At 66.4% G+C, this 18,347-nt stretch carries 16 protein-coding genes; 7 read left to right on the top strand and 9 right to left on the bottom strand.

The genetic code is table 11. The features are described 5' to 3' along the window. Positions 1-46: 46 nt before the first annotated feature. On the top strand, positions 47-925 hold the full coding sequence (gene catA / locus AAFP30_RS18285; protein WP_419231408.1) for a catechol 1,2-dioxygenase: 879 nt from the start codon (positions 47-49) through the stop codon (positions 923-925). Between the two features lie 170 nt (positions 926-1,095). Here catA and AAFP30_RS18280 read toward each other — a convergent pair whose 3' ends face one another. Next, the gene (locus AAFP30_RS18280) at positions 1,096-2,688 is read right to left on the bottom strand and encodes an AAA family ATPase (protein ID WP_419231407.1); all 1,593 of its coding nucleotides are present in this window, start codon (positions 2,686-2,688) and stop codon (positions 1,096-1,098) included. A 100-nt stretch (positions 2,689-2,788) separates the two neighbouring features. On the opposite strand from AAFP30_RS18280, the gene AAFP30_RS18275 reads away from it, so the two are divergent. From AAFP30_RS18275 to AAFP30_RS18265, 3 genes are read left to right on the top strand one after another with little or no spacing between them, the layout of a single operon-like run. Further along, complete coding sequence (locus tag AAFP30_RS18275; RefSeq protein ID WP_419231406.1) at positions 2,789-3,361, top strand: molybdenum cofactor biosysynthesis protein; 573 nt, start codon at positions 2,789-2,791, stop codon at positions 3,359-3,361. Between the two features lie 46 nt (positions 3,362-3,407). After that, complete coding sequence (gene pruA / locus AAFP30_RS18270; RefSeq protein WP_419231405.1) at positions 3,408-5,048, top strand: L-glutamate gamma-semialdehyde dehydrogenase; 1,641 nt, start codon at positions 3,408-3,410, stop codon at positions 5,046-5,048. Continuing rightward, a complete protein-coding gene (locus AAFP30_RS18265; protein ID WP_419231404.1) occupies positions 5,045-6,004 on the top strand; it encodes a proline dehydrogenase family protein in 960 nt (319 codons plus the stop codon). The genes pruA and AAFP30_RS18265 overlap by 4 nt, the downstream gene beginning before the upstream one ends. Before the next feature lie 9 nt (positions 6,005-6,013). Here AAFP30_RS18265 and AAFP30_RS18260 read toward each other — a convergent pair whose 3' ends face one another. From AAFP30_RS18260 to AAFP30_RS18235, 6 genes are read right to left on the bottom strand one after another with little or no spacing between them, the layout of a single operon-like run. After that, complete coding sequence (locus AAFP30_RS18260; protein WP_419231403.1) at positions 6,014-6,811, bottom strand: ABC transporter permease; 798 nt, start codon at positions 6,809-6,811, stop codon at positions 6,014-6,016. Further along, on the bottom strand, positions 6,811-7,713 hold the full coding sequence (locus AAFP30_RS18255) for a 2-aminoethylphosphonate ABC transporter permease subunit (RefSeq protein WP_419231402.1): 903 nt from the start codon (positions 7,711-7,713) through the stop codon (positions 6,811-6,813). The genes AAFP30_RS18260 and AAFP30_RS18255 overlap by 1 nt, the downstream gene beginning before the upstream one ends. Continuing rightward, entirely contained in the window at positions 7,710-8,876 is a 1,167-nt protein-coding gene (locus tag AAFP30_RS18250; RefSeq protein ID WP_419231401.1) for an ABC transporter ATP-binding protein, read from the bottom strand. Before AAFP30_RS18250 ends, AAFP30_RS18255 begins: the two co-directional genes overlap by 4 nt. A 1-nt stretch (position 8,877) precedes the next feature. Beyond that, positions 8,878-9,939 (bottom strand): 2-aminoethylphosphonate ABC transporter substrate-binding protein, encoded by a 1,062-nt coding sequence (locus tag AAFP30_RS18245; protein WP_419231400.1) that lies wholly within the window; start codon positions 9,937-9,939, stop codon positions 8,878-8,880. 48 nt (positions 9,940-9,987) lie between these two features. Further along, positions 9,988-10,671: a phosphonatase-like hydrolase gene (locus tag AAFP30_RS18240; RefSeq protein WP_419231399.1), complete on the bottom strand. Its 684-nt coding sequence runs from the start codon at positions 10,669-10,671 to the stop codon at positions 9,988-9,990. Between the two features lie 35 nt (positions 10,672-10,706). Continuing rightward, the gene (locus AAFP30_RS18235) at positions 10,707-11,855 is read right to left on the bottom strand and encodes a TIGR03364 family FAD-dependent oxidoreductase (RefSeq protein ID WP_419231398.1); all 1,149 of its coding nucleotides are present in this window, start codon (positions 11,853-11,855) and stop codon (positions 10,707-10,709) included. Positions 11,856-11,952: 97 nt separating this feature from the next. Between AAFP30_RS18235 and AAFP30_RS18230 the strand changes: the two genes are divergently transcribed. From AAFP30_RS18230 to AAFP30_RS18220, 3 genes are all read left to right on the top strand, one after another. Further along, positions 11,953-12,501: an HD family phosphohydrolase gene (locus AAFP30_RS18230; protein WP_419231397.1), complete on the top strand. Its 549-nt coding sequence runs from the start codon at positions 11,953-11,955 to the stop codon at positions 12,499-12,501. Beyond that, a complete protein-coding gene (locus tag AAFP30_RS18225; RefSeq protein WP_419231396.1) occupies positions 12,501-13,205 on the top strand; it encodes a GntR family transcriptional regulator in 705 nt (234 codons plus the stop codon). Before AAFP30_RS18230 ends, AAFP30_RS18225 begins: the two co-directional genes overlap by 1 nt. A 71-nt stretch (positions 13,206-13,276) precedes the next feature. After that, positions 13,277-14,884 (top strand): PucR family transcriptional regulator, encoded by a 1,608-nt coding sequence (locus AAFP30_RS18220; protein ID WP_419231395.1) that lies wholly within the window; start codon positions 13,277-13,279, stop codon positions 14,882-14,884. Here AAFP30_RS18220 and AAFP30_RS18215 read toward each other — a convergent pair. Together AAFP30_RS18215 and AAFP30_RS18210 are read right to left on the bottom strand one after the other, a co-directional pair. Beyond that, complete coding sequence (locus AAFP30_RS18215) at positions 14,881-17,055, bottom strand: glutamine synthetase III (RefSeq protein ID WP_419231394.1); 2,175 nt, start codon at positions 17,053-17,055, stop codon at positions 14,881-14,883. The two genes, AAFP30_RS18220 and AAFP30_RS18215, sit on opposite strands and share 4 nt — an antisense overlap. A gap of 128 nt (positions 17,056-17,183) precedes the next feature. After that, on the bottom strand, positions 17,184-18,290 hold the full coding sequence (locus tag AAFP30_RS18210) for an FUSC family protein (RefSeq protein ID WP_419231393.1): 1,107 nt from the start codon (positions 18,288-18,290) through the stop codon (positions 17,184-17,186). Between the last annotated feature and the right edge of the window lie 57 nt (positions 18,291-18,347).

The raw sequence follows: 18,347 nt of genomic DNA, 5'->3' as shown, positions 1-18,347 counted from the left end.
CACAGTGTCAGCCCCACAAGGGCCAACGAAGAAGGAGTACCCAATCATGACCAACACCACCAGCTTTGACAGCGAAGTCACTGCGAAGCCCGCCGAATCCGGCGCCAACGCGTCGCCCCAGTTCGCCGAGCGCATGGCGGCGGCCGGCGCCCGCTCCGGCGTCGTCGACACCGCCCGCGTCAATTACCTTGCCTCGAAGGTGATCAAGGGCCTCAACGACATCGTGCTCGAGGACAAGGTCAGCTACGAGGAGTACAACGCGCTCAAGGCATGGCTGATCAAGGTCGGCACCGACGGCGAGTGGCCGCTGTTCCTCGACGTGTGGCTCGAGCACTCGGTGGAAGAGGTTGCCAACGCGCACCGCGAGGGCAGCAAGGGCACCATCGAGGGGCCGTACTACATCCCGGATTCGCCGGAACTGGAGTGGAACGGCACCATTCCGATGCGCGATGACGAGCCGGGCAACCCGCTCGTGTTCTCCGGTCAGGTGCGCGCCGTCGACGGCATCCCGCTCTCGGGCGCCAAGATCGAACTGTGGCACGCCGACGACCTCGGCTTCTACTCCCAGTTCGCGCCCGGCCTGCCCGAGTGGAACCTGCGTGCCACCTGGATTGCCAACGAGGATGGCCGTTTTGAGATCAACACCCTGCGTCCCGCCCCGTACATGATCCCGACCGACGGTGCCTGCGGACAGCTCATCTCGGCGGCCGGCTGGCACGCGTGGCGTCCGGCCCACCTGCACTTCAAGGTGAGCGCGCCCGGCCACCAGCTGATCACCTCGCAGCTGTACTTCCCGGGTGACCCGCACAACGAGGACGACATCGCCTCGGCCGTCAAGCCGGAACTGATGCTCGACCCGCACGACAACCCGAACGGCGAAGGATTCGTCGTCGAGTACGACTTCGTGCTCGATCCCGAGGCCTGATCCTCCGCACACGACAAGAGCGGGTCCCTTCACTTGTGAAGTGGCCCCGCTCTTGTGGTTTCGTGGTTTCGTGGTTTCGTGGTTTCGTGGTTTCGAGGTTTCGACTCGCGTCGGTCTCCCTTCGGTCGCTCGTCGCGGCTCAACCGGCGGTGGAGCCACGACGAACGGGCTCATCCGGAGGTGGAGCGTTGATTCGGCGGAAGATAGTGCAGCCCACGGAAAGCCGCGCTGCTGGCGAACACCGACGGGTCGAGGTCGGTGCCCCGATGCTTGGCCATCCGCAGCGCGAGGCGCAGCAGCATCTTGATGTCGCGGGGGGTGATCTCCGGGAAACCGCCGACCAGGTCGTCGAGGAGAGCCTCGTCGAGGGTGACATCGTTGCCGGCGGCGAGGATCTGCCACACCTGGCGGGCATCCTTGGGGCCGGGCGGCTGGTACTCGATGACGGCGGCACAGCGGGCGAGGATCGCCTCGTCGACACCGTCGATCCGGTTGGTGGTGAGGAACAGTAGGCCGTCGAAATACTCAAGAGTGCGCAGGAATTCGGCGACGATCGCGTTCTGTCCGAGGTCGAGTCCGCGTTCCATGACGAAGACGTCGGCCTCGTCGAGCAGCAGGACGGCGTCCCAGCGCTTGGCCCGGTCGAAGATCACCTCGAGGTTCTTGCGCACCAACTCCGCAGTGATACCCAGGGATCCGGAGTGGATCGAATAGAGCGGGCGGCCGGTGACTTCCGCGTAGACCTCGGCGGTCAGCGTCTTGCCGACGCCGGGGCGACCCATGGCGAGGATGACGTTGCCCGCCGACTTGCCATCGATGATGTCTCCGGTGAACACGGAGATGTCGGTGGTCAGGATGTTCAGCAGTTCGCGCTGATCGTCGGGCAGCACCAACTTGTCCTGCAGATGCGGGTCGTAGACGTACGGGGTGAGGTCGCCGGTGTTCACGTCGAGGAAGTCCTGCGCCCCGAGGTCGAAGACGCGGACCGCGGTGATCACCGGAACCGAACCGTAGGAGTCGCCGTCGAACAGGATCGATGCGGCGACCATGCGCAGCGCTGCGATCTCGCTCGGCGCCACATCGTGGACGACCTTGCGGTTCTCCCGCTTGTTCGGTGAGCGGTAGTCGTCGGTGCGGATCGCGCGGCCGGTGAACCGGTACTGCCGGCCGAAGCCGTCGTCGATGATCCGCTGGTACTCGTCGCGGCGAGCCTGGTACTCGGCCTTGAGTTCCGGGGTTTCCTTGTAGGCGCCGCCGGCGATCAAGACGTCGGCCGGACTCTTGCCGACAATCTCGGTCTCCTCGAAGTACAGGACCCGGGGCTTGCGGGACGGCCGCTTGACCGTCGCGTTGTCGGCCTCCATGGTGAACTTGATGCGCGGGCCGTGGGTGCGGTCGGCGTGTTCCATCACGACGTCCATCACGAGATACGGGTGCAGGTAGCCGTCGGATTCGCGGACGTAGAGCCAGCCGTCGATGAGGTCCTGGCGCAGAAAGCTGCGGAAGATCTCGGTGGCCGCATCGACGTGCGGGATCGTCGGGAACTGCCCGGCGCGCGCCGACTGAATGGCGGTGACCGCGCGGGCGAAGGATTCGTCGGCGGTCGCGTCGGCGGTGGCGACCAGGTCGGCGAGGGCGGCATCGGTGAGGTCGCGGTCCACGATCGCGATCTCCGGGGAACGCCACGACTGGGCTTGTCGGCGCGCTGCCGCAAGGTCGTCCGAGGAGGTGGCAGCGACGAGTTCGGTTGGTGCGACAAGCATACTTACCAGGCTATCGACGGCATTTGACCTGCGCCAGTACCCAATTTGCTCTCATTGAGAACTGCTGTTTATGAATGGTTTGCACCGTTACGCTGGCCCGGTGGAGTACCGCTTCGAAGTCGTGTCGTTCGTGGTCTCGCCGGCGCACGCGTACTTCGGGCGGCCCAAGGACGGTCCCGCCGACGACGTCGTGACGGCGACGCCGGAGACGGTGGAGGTCGTGGCCGACAAGGGGATTCGTGGTGACCGGTTCTTCGGCGTGCGCGCGCACACCGAGGCGGCGGTGACCTTTCTCGCGATCGAGGCGTGGGAGGCGGCCGCGGGTGGCGCGGACCCCGTGGTGGCACGACGCAATGTGGTGGTGCGCGGGCTCGAACTCGATCCGCTGCGTGGCCGCGAGTTCGAGATCGATACCGGCGACGGTGCGGTGGTGTTCCGCGGTGGCCGCCCCGCCCACCCGTGCTCGTGGATGGACACGATGGCCGGCGACGGAGTGCGCAAAGCGCTCATCGGGCGCGGCGGTCTGCGGGCACAACCGCTGACGTCCGGGACGCTGCGGCTGGGGCCTGCGGTCATTCGGGTTGACGCGGACCTCGATGCGGCGCGTGCTGCCGAGCAGGTGCGGCGCGCGCAGCCGTTGTCCGATCAGACAACCTGCGGGGGACATATTTGACCTAACGAACATAGTGGACGGCTACCTGCCGTGATGCACTGCTCACATGGATGCCATCACCACCCCGCCGCGCCCGGCCAATGAACCCGTCCACACCTACGCCCCCGGCACACCCGAACGCGCGCGAATCCGCGCCGAACTCTCCGCCCAGACTGACGCCGCACCCCGCGAGTTCCCGCACATCATCGGCGGTGCACCGCATCTCGGAGACGGAGAGCGGATCGACGTCGTCCAACCCCACGCACACCGCGAGGTGTTGGGCACCATGACCAATGCCACGCACGACGACGCCCGAGCCGCCGTCGACGCGGCGCTCGCCGCCCGAAACGACTGGGCTGCCACCTCCTTCGACGACCGGGCTGCGGTCATCCTGCGGGCCGCCGATCTGCTCAGTGGCCCGTGGCGTGAACGCATCGCGGCGGCCACCATGCTCGGGCAGTCGAAGACGATTCAGCAAGCCGAAATCGACGCGCCGTGCGAACTCATCGACTTCTGGCGGTTCAACGTCGCATTCGCCCGCGAGATCCTCGCCGAACAACCGATTTCGTCGTCCGGAGTGTGGAATCGCCTCGACCACCGACCGCTCGACGGGTTCGTCTACGCGATCACCCCGTTCAACTTCACCGCGATTGCCGCCAACCTGCCCACCGCGCCGATCCTGATGGGTAACACCGTGGTGTGGAAACCATCACCGACACAGGCATTCTCGGCGCACCTCACGATGCAGCTGCTGCAGGCGGCCGGCCTACCCGACGGCGTGATCAATCTCGTCCACGGCGACGGACTCGCCATGTCCGACGTCGCGCTGTCCGATGAGAACCTTGCCGGCATTCATTTCACCGGCTCCACCAAGACCTTTCAGCATCTGTGGCAGGAGGTGGGCACACACATCGATCGCTACCGGAACTATCCACGACTCGTCGGTGAGACGGGCGGTAAGGATTTCGTCGTCGCCCACGCGTCCGCCGATCCGGATGTATTGCGCACCGCGCTGATTCGCGGTGCCTTCGAGTATCAAGGGCAGAAGTGTTCGGCCGCGTCCCGCGCCTACGTCGCCCGGTCGGTGTGGGACCGGATGGGCGATGACTTCCTCAGCGAGGCAGCCGAACTGACGTACGGCGATGTGCGCGATCTCGGCAACTTCGGCGGCGCTCTCATCGACCGCCGAGCATTCGACAAGCAGGTCGCCGCGATCGACCGCGCCAAGACCGTGGCGTCGCTGACGGTGGCCGTCGGTGGGGAGTGCGACGACAGCGACGGCTACTTCGTCCGGCCCACGGTGCTGCTCTCCGACGATCCGGGAGACGAGGCGTTCTCCACCGAATACTTCGGACCCATCCTGAGCGTCCACGTCTACGACGACAGCGAGTTCGAATCAGTATTGACGCTGGTGGATTCCACCGCCAAATATGCGCTGACCGGGTCGATCATCGCCACCGACGTCGCGGCAGTCGACACCGCGCAGGCCGGCCTTCGCCAGGCCGCGGGCAACTTCTACATCAACGACAAGCCGACGGGAGCTGTTGTCGGGCAGCAGCCATTCGGCGGCGCCCGCGCGTCGGGCACCAACGACAAGGCAGGCTCCAAGGCCAACCTGATGCGCTGGACCTCTACCCGAACCATCAAGGAAACCTTCGTTCCGCCAACCGCATCCGGCTACCCGCACATGGCACAGGAGACCCCATGAGCAAGATCTTCGACGCCACGCTCCGTCCGGCAATAATGGCGGCCGCAGCCAACGAACGGATCAAGGAGTCCTCCCAACGCCTTCCGGTGACACGACGCGTCGTCGAACGATTCGTGCCCGGTGAAACCGAGAGCGATGTCCTTGCGGCGATCGCCGCATCGCTACGAGACGGTTTGTCGGTGACCATCGATCATCTCGGTGAGGACACCACCGACGAGGCCCAAGCGGCGTCGACCGTGGAGGCGTATCTGTCTCTGCTGCAATCCATGTCGGTAGCGACCACGACGATGCCCGGGCAACTCGAGGTCTCACTCAAGCTGACCGCGCTCGGACAGACCCTGCCGCGCCACGGCCGCAAGATCGCCGAGGAGAACGCCCACACGATCTGCACCGCGGCCCGCAACGCCGGCGTGCTGGTGACCGTCGACGCCGAAGATCATCGCACGGTCGAAGAACGACTCGACATCGTCGGGTCGCTGCGCCGCGAGTTCGACGACCTCGGTACCGTGCTGCAGGCGTATCTGCGTCGAACCGAGGACGACTGCCGGGATGCGGCCGCCAATGGCGCGCGCATCCGGCTGTGCAAAGGCGCCTATGCCGAACCGGCCACCGTCGCCTTCGCCGATCGCACCCAGATCGACGAAGCCTACCTGCGATGCCTGCGAATCCTGTTCAAGGGCAACGGCTATCCGATGGTCGCCAGTCACGATCCGATGATCATCGGCGCCGCAGGAGAACTGGCGACCGAGTTCCACCGGCTCCCTGACTCGTGGGAACACCAGATGCTGTACGGCATTCGGGCCGACGAGCAGCGTCGCCTTGCAGCGGACGGACGACGTGTGCGTGTGTACATTCCGTACGGCACCGAATGGTACGGCTACTTCGTTCGCCGTCTTGCCGAGAAGCCCGCCAACCTACGGTTCTTCCTGCGGTCGTTGGTTCCTGATCGGGGGTGAGATTGCTGCTCAGCTGACAGTGGCGCGGGTGCGGACCCGGCTGAGCAGCGCCAACGCGATCAGGGTAGCGGCCAGCAGTACCGAGGTGCACGCGGCAGCGGAGAAGACCTGACCACGGTCGGAGAGCCCGAAGATGGTGACCGGCAGGGTCTTCCACGTCGCTGGATACACCATGACCGTCGCACCGAGTTCACCCATGGACAGCGCGAAGGCCAAGCCGGCGGCGGCGCCGAGCGCGGGCAGCAATAGCGGGAGCGTCACCCGGGTCAGCACGCGGAACGGACTGGCGCCCAACGATTCCGCAGCCTGACGATAGGCCGGATCGAGTCGGGCCAGGGCCGCCGAGACCGCGCTGAACGCGAACGCCAACACCAACACCGTGTGCGCGACGATGACGATCCATTTCGTGCCACCGAGCAGTAACGGCTTCTCGTTGAACGAGATCAGCAGACCGAGTCCGATGGCCACCGACGGCACGGCGATCGGCAGGTGAAAGACCCCGTCGACCACCCGGCGCAGCGGTCCGACCGCGTCCTGCGCGGCCAACGCCGCCCACGTCCCCACGATCAGGGCGGCCACGCCGGCGATGAACGCGGTCTGCAGGCTCACCGACAGGCTGGCCATATTGTCGCCGGAGAGCGCCTCACCGAAGTGCGCCAGACCAAGATCCGACGGCAGGGGACCGGTCCACGAACCGGCGAAGCCGGCCAGCACCACCGTCGCGATGGGCGCCACGAACACCACCAGCACGACCACCGCGAACACCGACCACACGACGGCCCGGCCGCCTCGAGTCCAGCACAACATCAGACGTCCCCTCCTCGGATCGCGCCGCTGCCCATCCGCGCGAAGATCAATCGGTACGACGAATACAGCACCAGCGACAACACGACCTGCACCGTCGCGATGACCGCGGCACCCGGCAGGTCGAACGTGACGATGCCCCGGGTGTAGATCAGCACCGGCAGCGTGACGACGTCCTTGGCGCCGGTGAACAACACGATCCCGAACTCGTTGAGCGTCAACAACAACACGAGACTGCCACCGGCCATCAGGGCCGGCAGTGCGTCCGGCAGGACCACCGAACGGAAGATCCGCCACGGCGAGGCACCCAGGCTCGCGGCGACGTTGAGCTGGTCACGGGAGAACACGGAGAACGCGGCCAGCAGCGGACGTACGACGAACGGCGTGAAGAAGGTGATCTCCGCGGCCACGACACCGGCCGGCGTCGTCACGAAATCGATGGGGCGACTGCCGGTCATCTCGAAGATCGCCGCATTGACCGCACCCGCCGAGCCGTAGAGAAAGGTGAACGCGAGCGTGATGAGGAACGACGGCAACGCCAGCACGGTGTCGATCATCCGGGCCACGATCGTCGATCCGGGAAACGGCACGAAGGCCAACACGACCGAGATGAAGGTGCCGAGGACGACGCAGCCGATCGTGGCGCACACGGCGATCCCGATCGTGGTCACGAATGCCCGCTGGAAGCCCTCGCTGCCCAGGACGGCACCCCACGTGCTGTCGCCGCTGCCGGCAGTGGAGTCGGTCAGCACCCGCACGAGCGGGTACACGGCGATGACCGTGATGATCAGCAGCGGCGGGAGCACCCAGGCGGTGGAGCGCCAGATGCGGCGTGGGGGATTCGGCTCCGGCGATGACTCGTCGGACGACGGAATGAGCGGCGTCAGGACCGCGCCGGTGCTCACCGCGGCGTCCTAGGGGTCTCCACCAGCACACCCACGGGATCGGGCAACCGGATGCCGACCCGCTCGCCGGCCGGATGGTCGACGTGCCCGGGGACGTCGGCCTCGAGGAGTTGATCGGGCAGGCCGTCGACGGCGAGCGTCAGCCGCGTCGAGGGGCCGCGCCAGACCGACGCGGTCACGCGGCCAGCGAGGGTGCCTGCCGCCCACAATGCCGTCACCTCGATCTCGTGGGGCCGCAGGCAGATTGCCGCCTTGGCGCCGGGTGCCCACCGCCGGATCGGGGCCGGTGCGGTGGCGGTGAGCATGCGTTCGCCCACGGCGACCAGCGCGGTGGTGCCGGACACGCGACCGACGACACAGTCGATGAGGTTGGCGCCGCCGAGGAAGTTGGCGGTGAAGGTACTCGGCGGCCGTGACCAGAGCTCCGACGCCGTACCGATGTCGACGAGTCGCGCATCACGCATCACCCCGACCCGGCTGGCCAACGCGAGCGCCTCGGACTGATCGTGGGTGACATAAAGCATCGTGGTGTCGGGCAATGCATCCCGCAGTCGCTGCAATTCCATCACCATCGACTGCCGCAACGCAGCGTCGAGGGCGGCGAGCGGTTCGTCGAGGAGCAGGACGTCCGGGGCGATCGCCAACGCCCGGGCGATCGCCACCCGCTGCTGTTGCCCACCTGAGAGTTCACGCGGCAGCCGGTGCGCATAGTCGGACATGCTCACCATCGCCAGGGCGTCGGAAACCCGTTGGGTGATCGCATCTTTGCCCAGGCGACGTGCCTTGAGTCCGAACGCGACGTTGTCGCGCACCCGCATGTGCGGGAACAGGGCGTAGGACTGCACGACCACCCCGATACCGCGCTTGGCGGGTGGGAGGTCGGTGACGTCGTTGCCCGACAGGCGAACCCGACCGGAGCTGGGGCGGACGAAGCCGGCGAGTGCCTTGAGCGCGGTGGATTTGCCGGAACCGCTGGGGCCGAGCAGGGCGATGGTCTCGCCCCGCTCGGCGCGCAACGTGAAGTCCACCAACGCATCCGTGGACTTCTTGCCGCGCCCGTAGGTGACCGTCACCCGGTCGAAGGCGATGCTTGGCTGCTCGCCAGCAGTGGTCGTGGTGCCGGTGGACGTGCGATTCCTCGCGGAGGTCAGCGGATTGGACATGTCAGCTCCCGGTGGCCTTCTGGTAGGCGGCGACATCGGCATCGAGGGTGGTCAGGACAGCATTCCAGTCCGGACGCCAAATGGTGACGCCATTGAGCACCGACGCCGGAGTCGGTGTGCCACCCGTTGCGGCGGTCGGGGTGATGTCGCTGCGCACCGAGACTCCGAGTGCGTCGGATCCGACCGTCTGCTGAACGTCCTTGGACAGCAGGAACTCGAGCAGCTTCGTGGCGTTCTCGGCGTGCGGTGCGCCCTTGGTGACACCAGCCACGTACGGCAGTGCGACGGTGGTGCGTGAACCGTCGGGCATCGCCGGGAAGAACAGGTTGAACTTGGAGCCGTCGTCGCGGATCGAGGCGAGGTTCATCTGTACGTCGCCGTTGGCCACGAGCAGTTCGCCGTTGCTGACCTTGGGTTGCAGTTTGCCGGTGGAACTCGACGGTCCGACGTTGTTCGCCTCCAACTGGGAGAGGTAGTCGAGCGCGCCCGCATCGCCCATGAGGTGTTGCAGGAGAAGGAGAACCGCGGTGCCGTCACCGGCCTGGCCGGGTGTCGAGTACTGGATCTTGTCTTTGAAGCGGGGTGCGAGCAGGTCGTCCCACGTTGTCGGTGCGGGGGTCGTCGACGGGTTGGCGATGAACGACAGATAGTTGTCGACGATCGCCACGTACTTGCCCGCGGCGTCCTTGTTGCCCGGTCGGACGGCCGCGGTGTCCACGCCGCTCTCCACGAGCAGTCCTTCGCCGTCGGCTTTCTGGATGAACGGTGGCAGCGTCACCAGGAGATCGGCCTGCGGATTCGACTGTTCCTTCTGCACCCGCGAAACCACCTCTCCCGAACCGGCTTCCACGATGTTGACGGAGATCCCGGTTTGTTGCTTGAAGGTGTCGAACTCGCTCTTGTACCAACTGCCGAGGCCGTCGGCGGTGTAGAGGGTGACGGTCTGGTCGCCGGAGTCCGAAGATCCGGTGCCGCCGCAGGCAGCCGTCGCCAGAACGGTGGCGGCGGTGACGGCGAGAACTGCGGCCCGCAGCGATCGGTGTCGAAAGGTGTTCATACGCATGATGTTCTCCTTGTTGTCGAGTCGAGGTGTCGAGAGAGTGGTGGTGATTCAGTGGGTGAGAAGGTCGCCGAACTCGGTCACCGAGGACACGATGTGCGTGGCCCCGGCGGCCCGGAGTGCGGTGTCGTCGTGGGCGCCGGTCAAGGTGCCGGCGACGATGCCGGCTCCCGCCCGCACGCCGCTGGTGATGTCGTTGGCGGTGTCGCCGAGGACCGCGACCTCGCGGACGTCGTCGATCTGCAACGCCATCAGGGCGGTCAGAATCATGTCCGGGTACGGGCGACCGCGGACCTGCGTCGACGGGGCGACGACGAGATCGGCAATGTCGTTCCACCCCAGCGCATTGAGCAGCCGATCGCGGGTTGCTGCGCTGAAGCCGGTGGTCAATGCGACCTTGATGCCCGCGCGACGCAATCGGCCGATGGTCTCGGCGGCCCCGGCGATCTCGGTGGCACCGCCGTCGGCCACGGCTGCGCCGTAGGCGTTCTCGAACGCGGCGTTGGCCTGCTGTGCGCGGTCTTCGTCGCCGCCGGTGAGGGCACGGAACACGACGATCTTGGATTGGCCCATGGTGTCGAGGACGTACTGGCGGGCCCGGTCGTGCTCGGGGCCGGTGGCGGGAATGCCTGCGGCGGCGGTGGCGGCCTCGAAGGCATGCATGACCAGGCCGTCGTCGGCGACGGTCGTGCCGGCCATGTCGAGGACGGCGAGTCGGAGGGTGAGATCGGACATGGGAATGCCTTTCGGTGCGAAAAGTGTTGTGCTGGTCAGAGGTTCATGAGATCGGCGGTGTCCTGGCCGATTTGCGGGCCGAGGGTCATCCCGCGACCGCCCGGGCCGGTCACGATCCAGATGTTGTCGGCGACCTCCCGGCGGAAGGCGAGTGCGTCGGGGGCGAGGCACTGGGAGTAGACCCCGGCCCATCGCCGCACGACGCGGGGGAGCGGCCGCCCGAGCAGTTCGGCGACGACGCCGGTGAGGTGATCGTAGGGGTCCTCGGTGACGTCGAAGGCAAAGGCCTCGTCGTGCTCGGCGAGTTCGTCGTCGTATTCGTGGGTGTCGCCGATGGTCAGTCCGCCGTGCAGTCGCTGGACGCAGAGCAGCTGCATGCGATGGGTGGCGGCGGTATCCGGTTGGGGCTGTGCGGAGTTGAGATTGGTCAGGGATTCACCTGCGAAGGCCGGGTAGTAGCGGAAGCTGTCGGCGTCGGCGATTGCGGTGGTGAGCTGTTCGTCGAGCGGTGCGGTCTGCATCATCTGCAGTCGCACCCGGCGAACGGGCAGCGCGTCGCCGGCGAGTTCGCGGGTCAGACCCCCGTGGACGGCGCCGGGGCAGTGGATGACGGCGTCGCCGTGATAGGTGACGCCGTGATCGTCGGCGACGGTCACGCCTGACGCCGAGAAGATCGCGCGAACCTCATGTCCGGCAACGAATTCGTAGCGGCCAGTGGAGGCGAGGTGTGCCCGGATCGCCGGCAGTGCGACACGCGATTCGACGGCTCCGTCGCGACTGCAGTGCAGCCCCGCGAGGAACTCTCCACGCAGTGCGGGATTCACCGAGCGGACGGCGTCCGGATCGAGGAGGGTGAAACCGCGGTCCGCGGCGTCGGGGCGAGCACAGACTTCTTCGGCGACCGCGAGTTCAGCAGCGGTGCGGACGAGCGTCATCGATCCGCAGGCCCGGAATCCGATGTCGGGGACTACGGCGCCGATCTTCTCCCAGAGGTCGCGAGAACGTTGCGCGGCAGGCAATTCCGGGCCGGACCGGCCGGAGACCCACACGAGGCCGAAGTTGCGGACGGTCGCGCCCCGGGCCTGGCGTTCGCGTTCGAGGTGCACGACGTGGTGGCCGCGTTCGACGGCGGCCCATGCGTGGGCGGTGCCGAGAATGCCACCGCCGATGATGATCAGTTGCATGGTTCTTAGCGTGACATTTGGTCTAGACCAATGCGTGCCACCCGCGTAAACCCTGGATGAACAATTGGTATAGACCAAATGCGGCTATGCTGCACTCATGGATGCCCAATGCGCGGACATGAATTCGGTGCTCGCCGATGTCGAGTCGATCCTGCGGTCGCTGAGGGGTGTATGGGACGAGGAGGCCGTCGACGAACTCGACCATGCACTCCAATGCGGCCACCAGGCGTCTCGCGACGGTGCCGACGATGAATTGATCCTTGCGGCAGCCTTGCACGACCTCGGTCACAGCCCGAACGTCGATCGACACCGTCACCATGACGTGGCTGCGCGTGACTGGCTGACGCCGAGATTCGGCGCACGGGTGGGATGGCTCGCCGGCGCACACGTTGCGGCCAAGCGGTTTCTCGCGGCGACCGAGCCCGGTTACGCGGCCGATCTCTCCGAGACGTCGGTGATGTCGATGAATCAGCAGGGTGGACCGGGCGTCGACGTGGACTGGACCACGCATGAGTGGTGGGCTGACGCGGTGCGACTCCGACGTTTCGACGATGCCGCAAAAATGCCTGGAGCTCCGGCGCTGTCGGTCGACGACGTGCTGGTGGTGGCCCGACGAGTGCTCGAGCACGAGACGGGCGCGCGCTGATGGCGACCGCCGATCTCCCCAAGTATTACCGGGTGCGTACCGAACTCGACACCATACTCGACACCCTCGACATCGGCGACACCGTTCCGCCCGAACGGACACTCTCCGAGCGATTCGGGGTGTCGCGGGAGACGGTACGCCAGGCTCTGCACGACCTGCTCGTCGAAGGCCGGATCGAGAGACGCGGTCGCGGGACCGTGGTATCGTCGCCGAAGTTGTTGCAGCCGTTGTCGTTACGGTCCTACACCGAGGGCGCCAAGGAGCAGGGGCGGGTGCCCGGCCGTGTCCTCGTCACCTTTGAGGAGATCGTCGCGAGCGAAACACTCTGTACCGAACTCGATCTCGAAGCGGGCGGGACAGTGCTGCACCTCGAACGCGTACTGCTCGCCGACGGCGAGAAGCTCGGCCTGGAGAGCACCTACCTGCCGACGCATCGGTTCGCCGGCTTCCTCGAGAGCTTCGACCCGGAGACATCGCTGTATGCCGCCATCCGGGCGACCGGTGTCACGTTCGGCGTCGCCGAGGAGCGCATCGAGACCGTGCTCGCCGCGCCGCGTGAGGCGGGACTGCTCGAGACCACCACGGCGATGCCGATGATCCTGCTCAACCGGCGGTCACTCGACGTCCACGGCGATCCAATCGAGCGGGTGCGGTCGCTCTATCGCGGCGACCGGATGGCGTTTCGGGCGATTCTGCGCGAGTGACCCCCGCACGACGACCGCGCCGGTGAGCAGTTTCGTCTGATCAGACAAGTTCGTCGGCCATACTTGTCCTTGTGACCACATCGGCAGGCGTGACGCTCGGTCGCCTCCTGCTGGCCCTGGACCGTACGGTGGCCACGCTCGTCACCGCGCCCGGTGGACTCGACGCCCGCGTCTCGTCAGTCGCGTTGCTCGATGTCGACGACGTGCACCTCGGGATGGGTCGCGCCGCGCGGGGCGCCGAACTGTTTCTGCTGGTCGGGATTCCCGAGGACGCCATCCTCACCTGGCTCGGCGGCCTGGGTACGCATGTGCCGGTGGCGATTCTCGACAAGTCACCGTCCGAACGAGTGGTGGCGCGCGCCGAGGCTGCGGGCATCGCGGTGGTCGCCGTCGACCCGCACGCCCGGTGGGAACGCATCTATCACCTGGTCACGCGGGTACTCGACCGGTCGGTCGGCGACCTCGACGCCGACGGAGAGTCCATGCGGTCCGGGGCGACCGGCGACCTGTTCGACCTCGCCGCCGAGGTCGCTCGGCGCACCAACGGGTTGGTGAGCATCGAGGACGAGCGATCGCACGTACTGGCCTACAGCAGCGCCGGCGACGAGGCCGACGAACTGCGGCGTCTGTCCATCTTGGGGCGAGAAGGACCGACCGAGATGATGGTGTGGCTGCGGCAGTGGGGTGTCATGGACGTGCTGCGAAGTACTGCCAAGGTGGTCGCGGTGGAGGAGCGGCCAGATCTCGGGGTGCGACCCCGCCGGGCCGTTGCCATCCGCGCGCCGGCAATCGGTGAGCGGGTCGGCGAGTTCCTCGGTGCGATCTGGATTCAGCAGGGCAGCGCCGCGCTCGCGCCGGACACCGATGAGGTGATCGTCGGTGCGGCCGCCGTTGCGGCGCGGATGATCTCGCGACGACGATCGGTGAGCACCGCACACGACGAGGTGGTGCGTCGGCTCCTGGGGGCCCGTGGCGAGGTGATCGACGCCGAGTATCTGGGCACCCAGCTCGGCATCCCGGTGACCATGCCGGTACTGGTAGTGGGATTCGCGGCGACAGAGGGATCTTCGGCGTTCCGCGGCCAGGGTGAGGTGTCCGCGCTGACTCTGCACGCCAGCGCATTTTCACCGTTGTCGGTGACCGCCACGATCGGCGGCCGTGCGTATGTGGTGCTGCCACAGGTCAGTATCGAGGCGACGGTGTCGTGGGCAAAGGTGACCATCGAATCCGCGGCCCGTCAGTTCACTGTCGGGCTGCGCGCCGTGGTAGCCGGTCCCGGCGCCGACCTGAGTGCAGTGCCCGACCTACGAGCTCAGGTCGACCGAGTGCTGGACGCCGCCGAACGGGAAGGTGAACTCATCGCCGATGTGACGACGGTCGGGGAGTCGCAGACCGGTGTGCTGCTCGGCGAGATCGTCGCACACCTTGCGGCGAACCCCGAACTCGTCGACACTCGCGTCGTCGAACTCGCCGACCTCGATCGCGACACCGGCAGCGAGTTCACCAGCTCGCTGCGCGCCTACCTTGATCATTTCGGTGACGTCCGTTCGGCAGCAACCGAACTGCACGTGCACCCGAACACCCTGCGCTACCGGATTCGTCGGGTCCAGGCCCTCACGGGCATGGACCTCGACGATCCGGCAACCAGGTTGGTGGTCGCGTTGAGCCTGCGCGTCTAGAGAATGGTCAGCATCTCGTTGTAGGTCGCCAGCGGCCAGAGGTCGTCGGCGACAACACCTTCGAGCTTGTCCGCGATGGTCCGGACATCGGTCATCGCGGGGATGAGCGCCTTGAGGGCGTACTCCGATTCGGCTTCCACGGTGTCGCCGTGGAACTCGTCGATCGCCTCCTCGAGCGTCAGCAGTGCCGAGTAGAGATCCTTGATGCTCTTGGTCAGCGACATGAGGACCGGGTGGTCGGTCTCGATGCCGGCCGCGCGCAGGCTGGCGACCGTGCTCGCGAGTTCACCCTGGTAGCGGTTGGCCGCGGGCAGGATCATCGTCTTGGCGATCTCGAGGGTTTCCTTGGCCTCCACCAGCAACGCCAGTGCGTACTGCTCGAGCACAACCTCCTTGCGGGCCTTGAGTTCCCGGTTGCTGAGGATGCCGTAGGTGCTGAGCACCTCCATGATCGCGGGCTCGTCGTACTGCGCCATCGCATCGACCGTGGTGCGCAGGTTCAGCAGGCCGCGCGCGGCGGCCTCCTCCTGCCATTCGTCGGAATAGCCGTTGCCGTTGAACACGACCTTGCCGTGTTCGACGATGATGTCCTGCAACAGTTTCGCGACCGCCGCGTTGAACTCGGTGCCGGCCTCGATCTCCTTGTCCAGGAACGTCGCAACGTAATCCAGCGAGTCGGCCATCATCGCGTTGATGGCGATCATCGGATCGGCGATCGACTGGTTGGAACCGGGTGCGCGGAACTCGAATCGGTTGCCGGTGAAGGCGAATGGGCTGGTGCGGTTGCGGTCGCCGGCGTCGGCCTTGAGCGGCGGCAGGGTGTCCACACCGAGTTCGAGGACACCGGTCTCCTTGCTCGACTTCGCGCCACCGCCCTTGGCGATCTGATCGAACACATCCATCAGCTGTTCGCCGAGGAAGATCGAGATGATCGCGGGCGGAGCCTCATTGGCGCCGAGGCGATGATCGTTGGAGGCCGACGCGATCGAGGCGCGCAGCAGCCCGCCGTACTTGTGTACGCCGCGAATGATGGCGGCACAGAAGACCAGGAACTGCTCGTTCTCGTGCGGGGTGTCGCCCGGATTGAGGAGATTGCCCTGATTGTTGTTGCCCAGCGAGAAGTTCACGTGCTTGCCCGAACCGTTGACGCCGGCGAACGGCTTCTCGTGCAGCAGACAGACCATGCCGTAGCGCTCGGCCACCTTCTTCATGGTGGTCATCATCAGCTGCTGATGGTCGTGGGCGAGGTTGGACTTCTCGAAGATCGGCGCGAGTTCGAATTGTCCTGGTGCGACCTCATTGTGCCGGGTCTTGGCCGGGATGCCCTGCTTGAACAGCTCGCGGTCGAGCTCGATCATGAAGGCCAGCACTCGATCCGGGATCGCACCGAAGTAGTGGTCGTCGAACTCCTGGCCCTTGGACGGCTTGGCGCCGAACAACGTCCGGTTGGCCGTCATCAGGTCAGGCCGGGCGAAGAAGAAGTGCCGGTCGATGAGGAAGTACTCCTGCTCGGCGCCGGCGTAGGAGACGACGGTGTCGATGTCCTTGTGCCCGAACAGCGACAGCACACGCATTGCCTGCTTGCTCATCGCCTGTTGGCTGCGCAGCAGCGGAGTCTTCTTGTCGAGTGCCTCACCGGTCCACGAGATGAAGATGGTGGGGATGCACAGCGTGTTGCCGTTGGGGTTCTCCAAGATGTACGCCGGACTGGTGACATCCCAGCCGGTATAGCCGCGGGCCTCGAAGGTGCCGCGCAGACCACCGTTGGGGAAGCTCGACGCGTCGGGTTCGCCCTGCAGCAGCGTCTTTCCGGCGAACTCCGCCAGCGACGCACCGCTGCCGTCGGGCTCGAGGAACGAGTCGTGCTTCTCCGCGGTGAAGCCGGTCAGCGGGTAGAACACGTGGGCGTAGTGGGTTGCGCCCTTCTCGATCGCCCAATCCTTCATCGCCGACGCGACGTAATCGGCGAGTGTCGGGTCCAGCGGCGCGCCCTTGTCGATGGTCGCGGACACGGCTTTGAACACGTGCTTGGGCAACCGGGACTTCATCACCGATGTGGTGAACACGTTGCGGCCGAAGGTGTCCGCCAACGGTTCGGGGAACCCGTCGGTCTCCACCGAGTAGGTTGTCACGGCTTCGATCGCCTGACGGCGGGACATGCTGCCACTCATTGCTTCTCCTGGGTTCGCGAGGTGTTACAAGCGATACGACGCTATGGGCGAGAGGTACCCGCGTCGTTTCCCTTGTGTGACGGCCGTGCTAACAGGCGTCGCCCAGGTGAATTCTGCGCCGCGAACTCTTACGCGGTGCGTACGGAGGTCAGGGCACGCAGGTCGCCTCGGGTGATGGTGAGTGCGGCGACGACAATGCCGATGACCACTCCGATCAGCGTGTCGGCGATCCGATCGACGGCGGCCGCGGGCGTCAGACCCGCGCTCAGCGCGGTGAGCAGCAGCGCCATCGGCGTGACCGCCATCGAACAGAGCGCGTAATTCACCGTCGACATGATCTCGGCGACCACCTGGAAGATCACGATCGCGATCACCGCACCCCAGTAGCCGAGACCGATTCCCAGGAGGATCGCGGCGAGCGCAGCACCGGCTATGTTGCCGAGCAGCCGTTGTACCCCGCGCTGCACGGTCACGTGATAAGCGATGCCCTGCAGGGCGGTCATGGCGCCCATCGCTGCCCACATCGGGTGCGAGAGTCCGAGTGCGGTGGCGGCCGCAGCGCTGGCCGCACTGGCGACGACAATGCGTACGCAATTCGACACCAGTTCCTTCTGCGGGGCCCGCGTCAACATCCGCCACACGGATTCGTACTTCGTGTGCTCGGACCTGGCCCGACCGAGCAGCCACGGTGCGAGCGAGGCGATCGCTCCGACGATGGCGCCGAGCGCGGTGGCGATGACCGCGCGCCGCAGCATGTCTGTATCGTGCACCGAGCCGACCGCGGCCGCCGCGGCGAAGACGAAGATCACCGCGCCCGGCCCGACGATGCGAAGCATGCCCACCAGCAGCGCCGCGAGGCCCGCGAGCACCGCAACGGCGATGATTTGCACCGAAGCCGGTGCATGGAGAGTCCCCAGGACGCCACCGGCGGCGGTGGCCGCCACGATCCCGACGCCGATCGCGAACAGTCGTCCGGCGCGTACCCGATAGGGGTCGGGCCGGCAGAACGCGGCTATCACCGCACCGAGGGCGGCGAACCCCGCGATGTCGCGGTGCCCGGTCAGTCCACCGACGATCAGCACCACGGCGATGGCGATGCCGACCCGGATCGGCGCGGCCACCGCGGCCCGGCTCATGTCGATCGTCAGCGCCGCCCGCCATGTCGTCGGGCGCACACTGTGTGCGAGTGCGCTGCTCCGGCCGCGGACATGGGAGGTGAGAGAGGCGGTGGTCATATGACTACTTTATCACTATTTTACTAGTGAAATAAATATGAGGGGCATTACCATGAC

It is taken from the genome of Gordonia sp. CPCC 205515, from assembly GCF_048537925.1.
Taxonomy (GTDB): domain Bacteria; phylum Actinomycetota; class Actinomycetes; order Mycobacteriales; family Mycobacteriaceae; genus Gordonia.
The sequence above is the reverse complement of the archived record's forward strand: the minus strand, read 5'-3'. Positions and strand labels throughout refer to the sequence as shown.

Excerpts from the sequence above, each read along its gene's own strand:
- AAFP30_RS18245 (WP_419231400.1), bottom strand. The coding sequence starts at position 9,939 with ATGCGTATGAACACCTTTCGACACCGATCGCTGCGGGCCGCAGTTCTC.
- AAFP30_RS18235 (WP_419231398.1), bottom strand. The coding sequence starts at position 11,855 with ATGCAACTGATCATCATCGGCGGTGGCATTCTCGGCACCGCCCACGCA.
- AAFP30_RS18250 (WP_419231401.1), bottom strand. The coding sequence starts at position 8,876 with ATGTCCAATCCGCTGACCTCCGCGAGGAATCGCACGTCCACCGGCACC.
- catA (WP_419231408.1), top strand. The coding sequence starts at position 47 with ATGACCAACACCACCAGCTTTGACAGCGAAGTCACTGCGAAGCCCGCC.
- AAFP30_RS18280 (WP_419231407.1), bottom strand. The coding sequence starts at position 2,688 with ATGCTTGTCGCACCAACCGAACTCGTCGCTGCCACCTCCTCGGACGAC.
- AAFP30_RS18260 (WP_419231403.1), bottom strand. The coding sequence starts at position 6,811 with ATGTTGTGCTGGACTCGAGGCGGCCGGGCCGTCGTGTGGTCGGTGTTC.
- AAFP30_RS18210 (WP_419231393.1), bottom strand. The coding sequence starts at position 18,290 with ATGACCACCGCCTCTCTCACCTCCCATGTCCGCGGCCGGAGCAGCGCA.
- pruA (WP_419231405.1), top strand. The coding sequence starts at position 3,408 with ATGGATGCCATCACCACCCCGCCGCGCCCGGCCAATGAACCCGTCCAC.
- AAFP30_RS18215 (WP_419231394.1), bottom strand. The coding sequence starts at position 17,055 with ATGAGTGGCAGCATGTCCCGCCGTCAGGCGATCGAAGCCGTGACAACC.
- AAFP30_RS18230 (WP_419231397.1), top strand. The coding sequence starts at position 11,953 with ATGGATGCCCAATGCGCGGACATGAATTCGGTGCTCGCCGATGTCGAG.
- AAFP30_RS18240 (WP_419231399.1), bottom strand. The coding sequence starts at position 10,671 with ATGTCCGATCTCACCCTCCGACTCGCCGTCCTCGACATGGCCGGCACG.
- AAFP30_RS18265 (WP_419231404.1), top strand. The coding sequence starts at position 5,045 with ATGAGCAAGATCTTCGACGCCACGCTCCGTCCGGCAATAATGGCGGCC.
- AAFP30_RS18225 (WP_419231396.1), top strand. The coding sequence starts at position 12,501 with ATGGCGACCGCCGATCTCCCCAAGTATTACCGGGTGCGTACCGAACTC.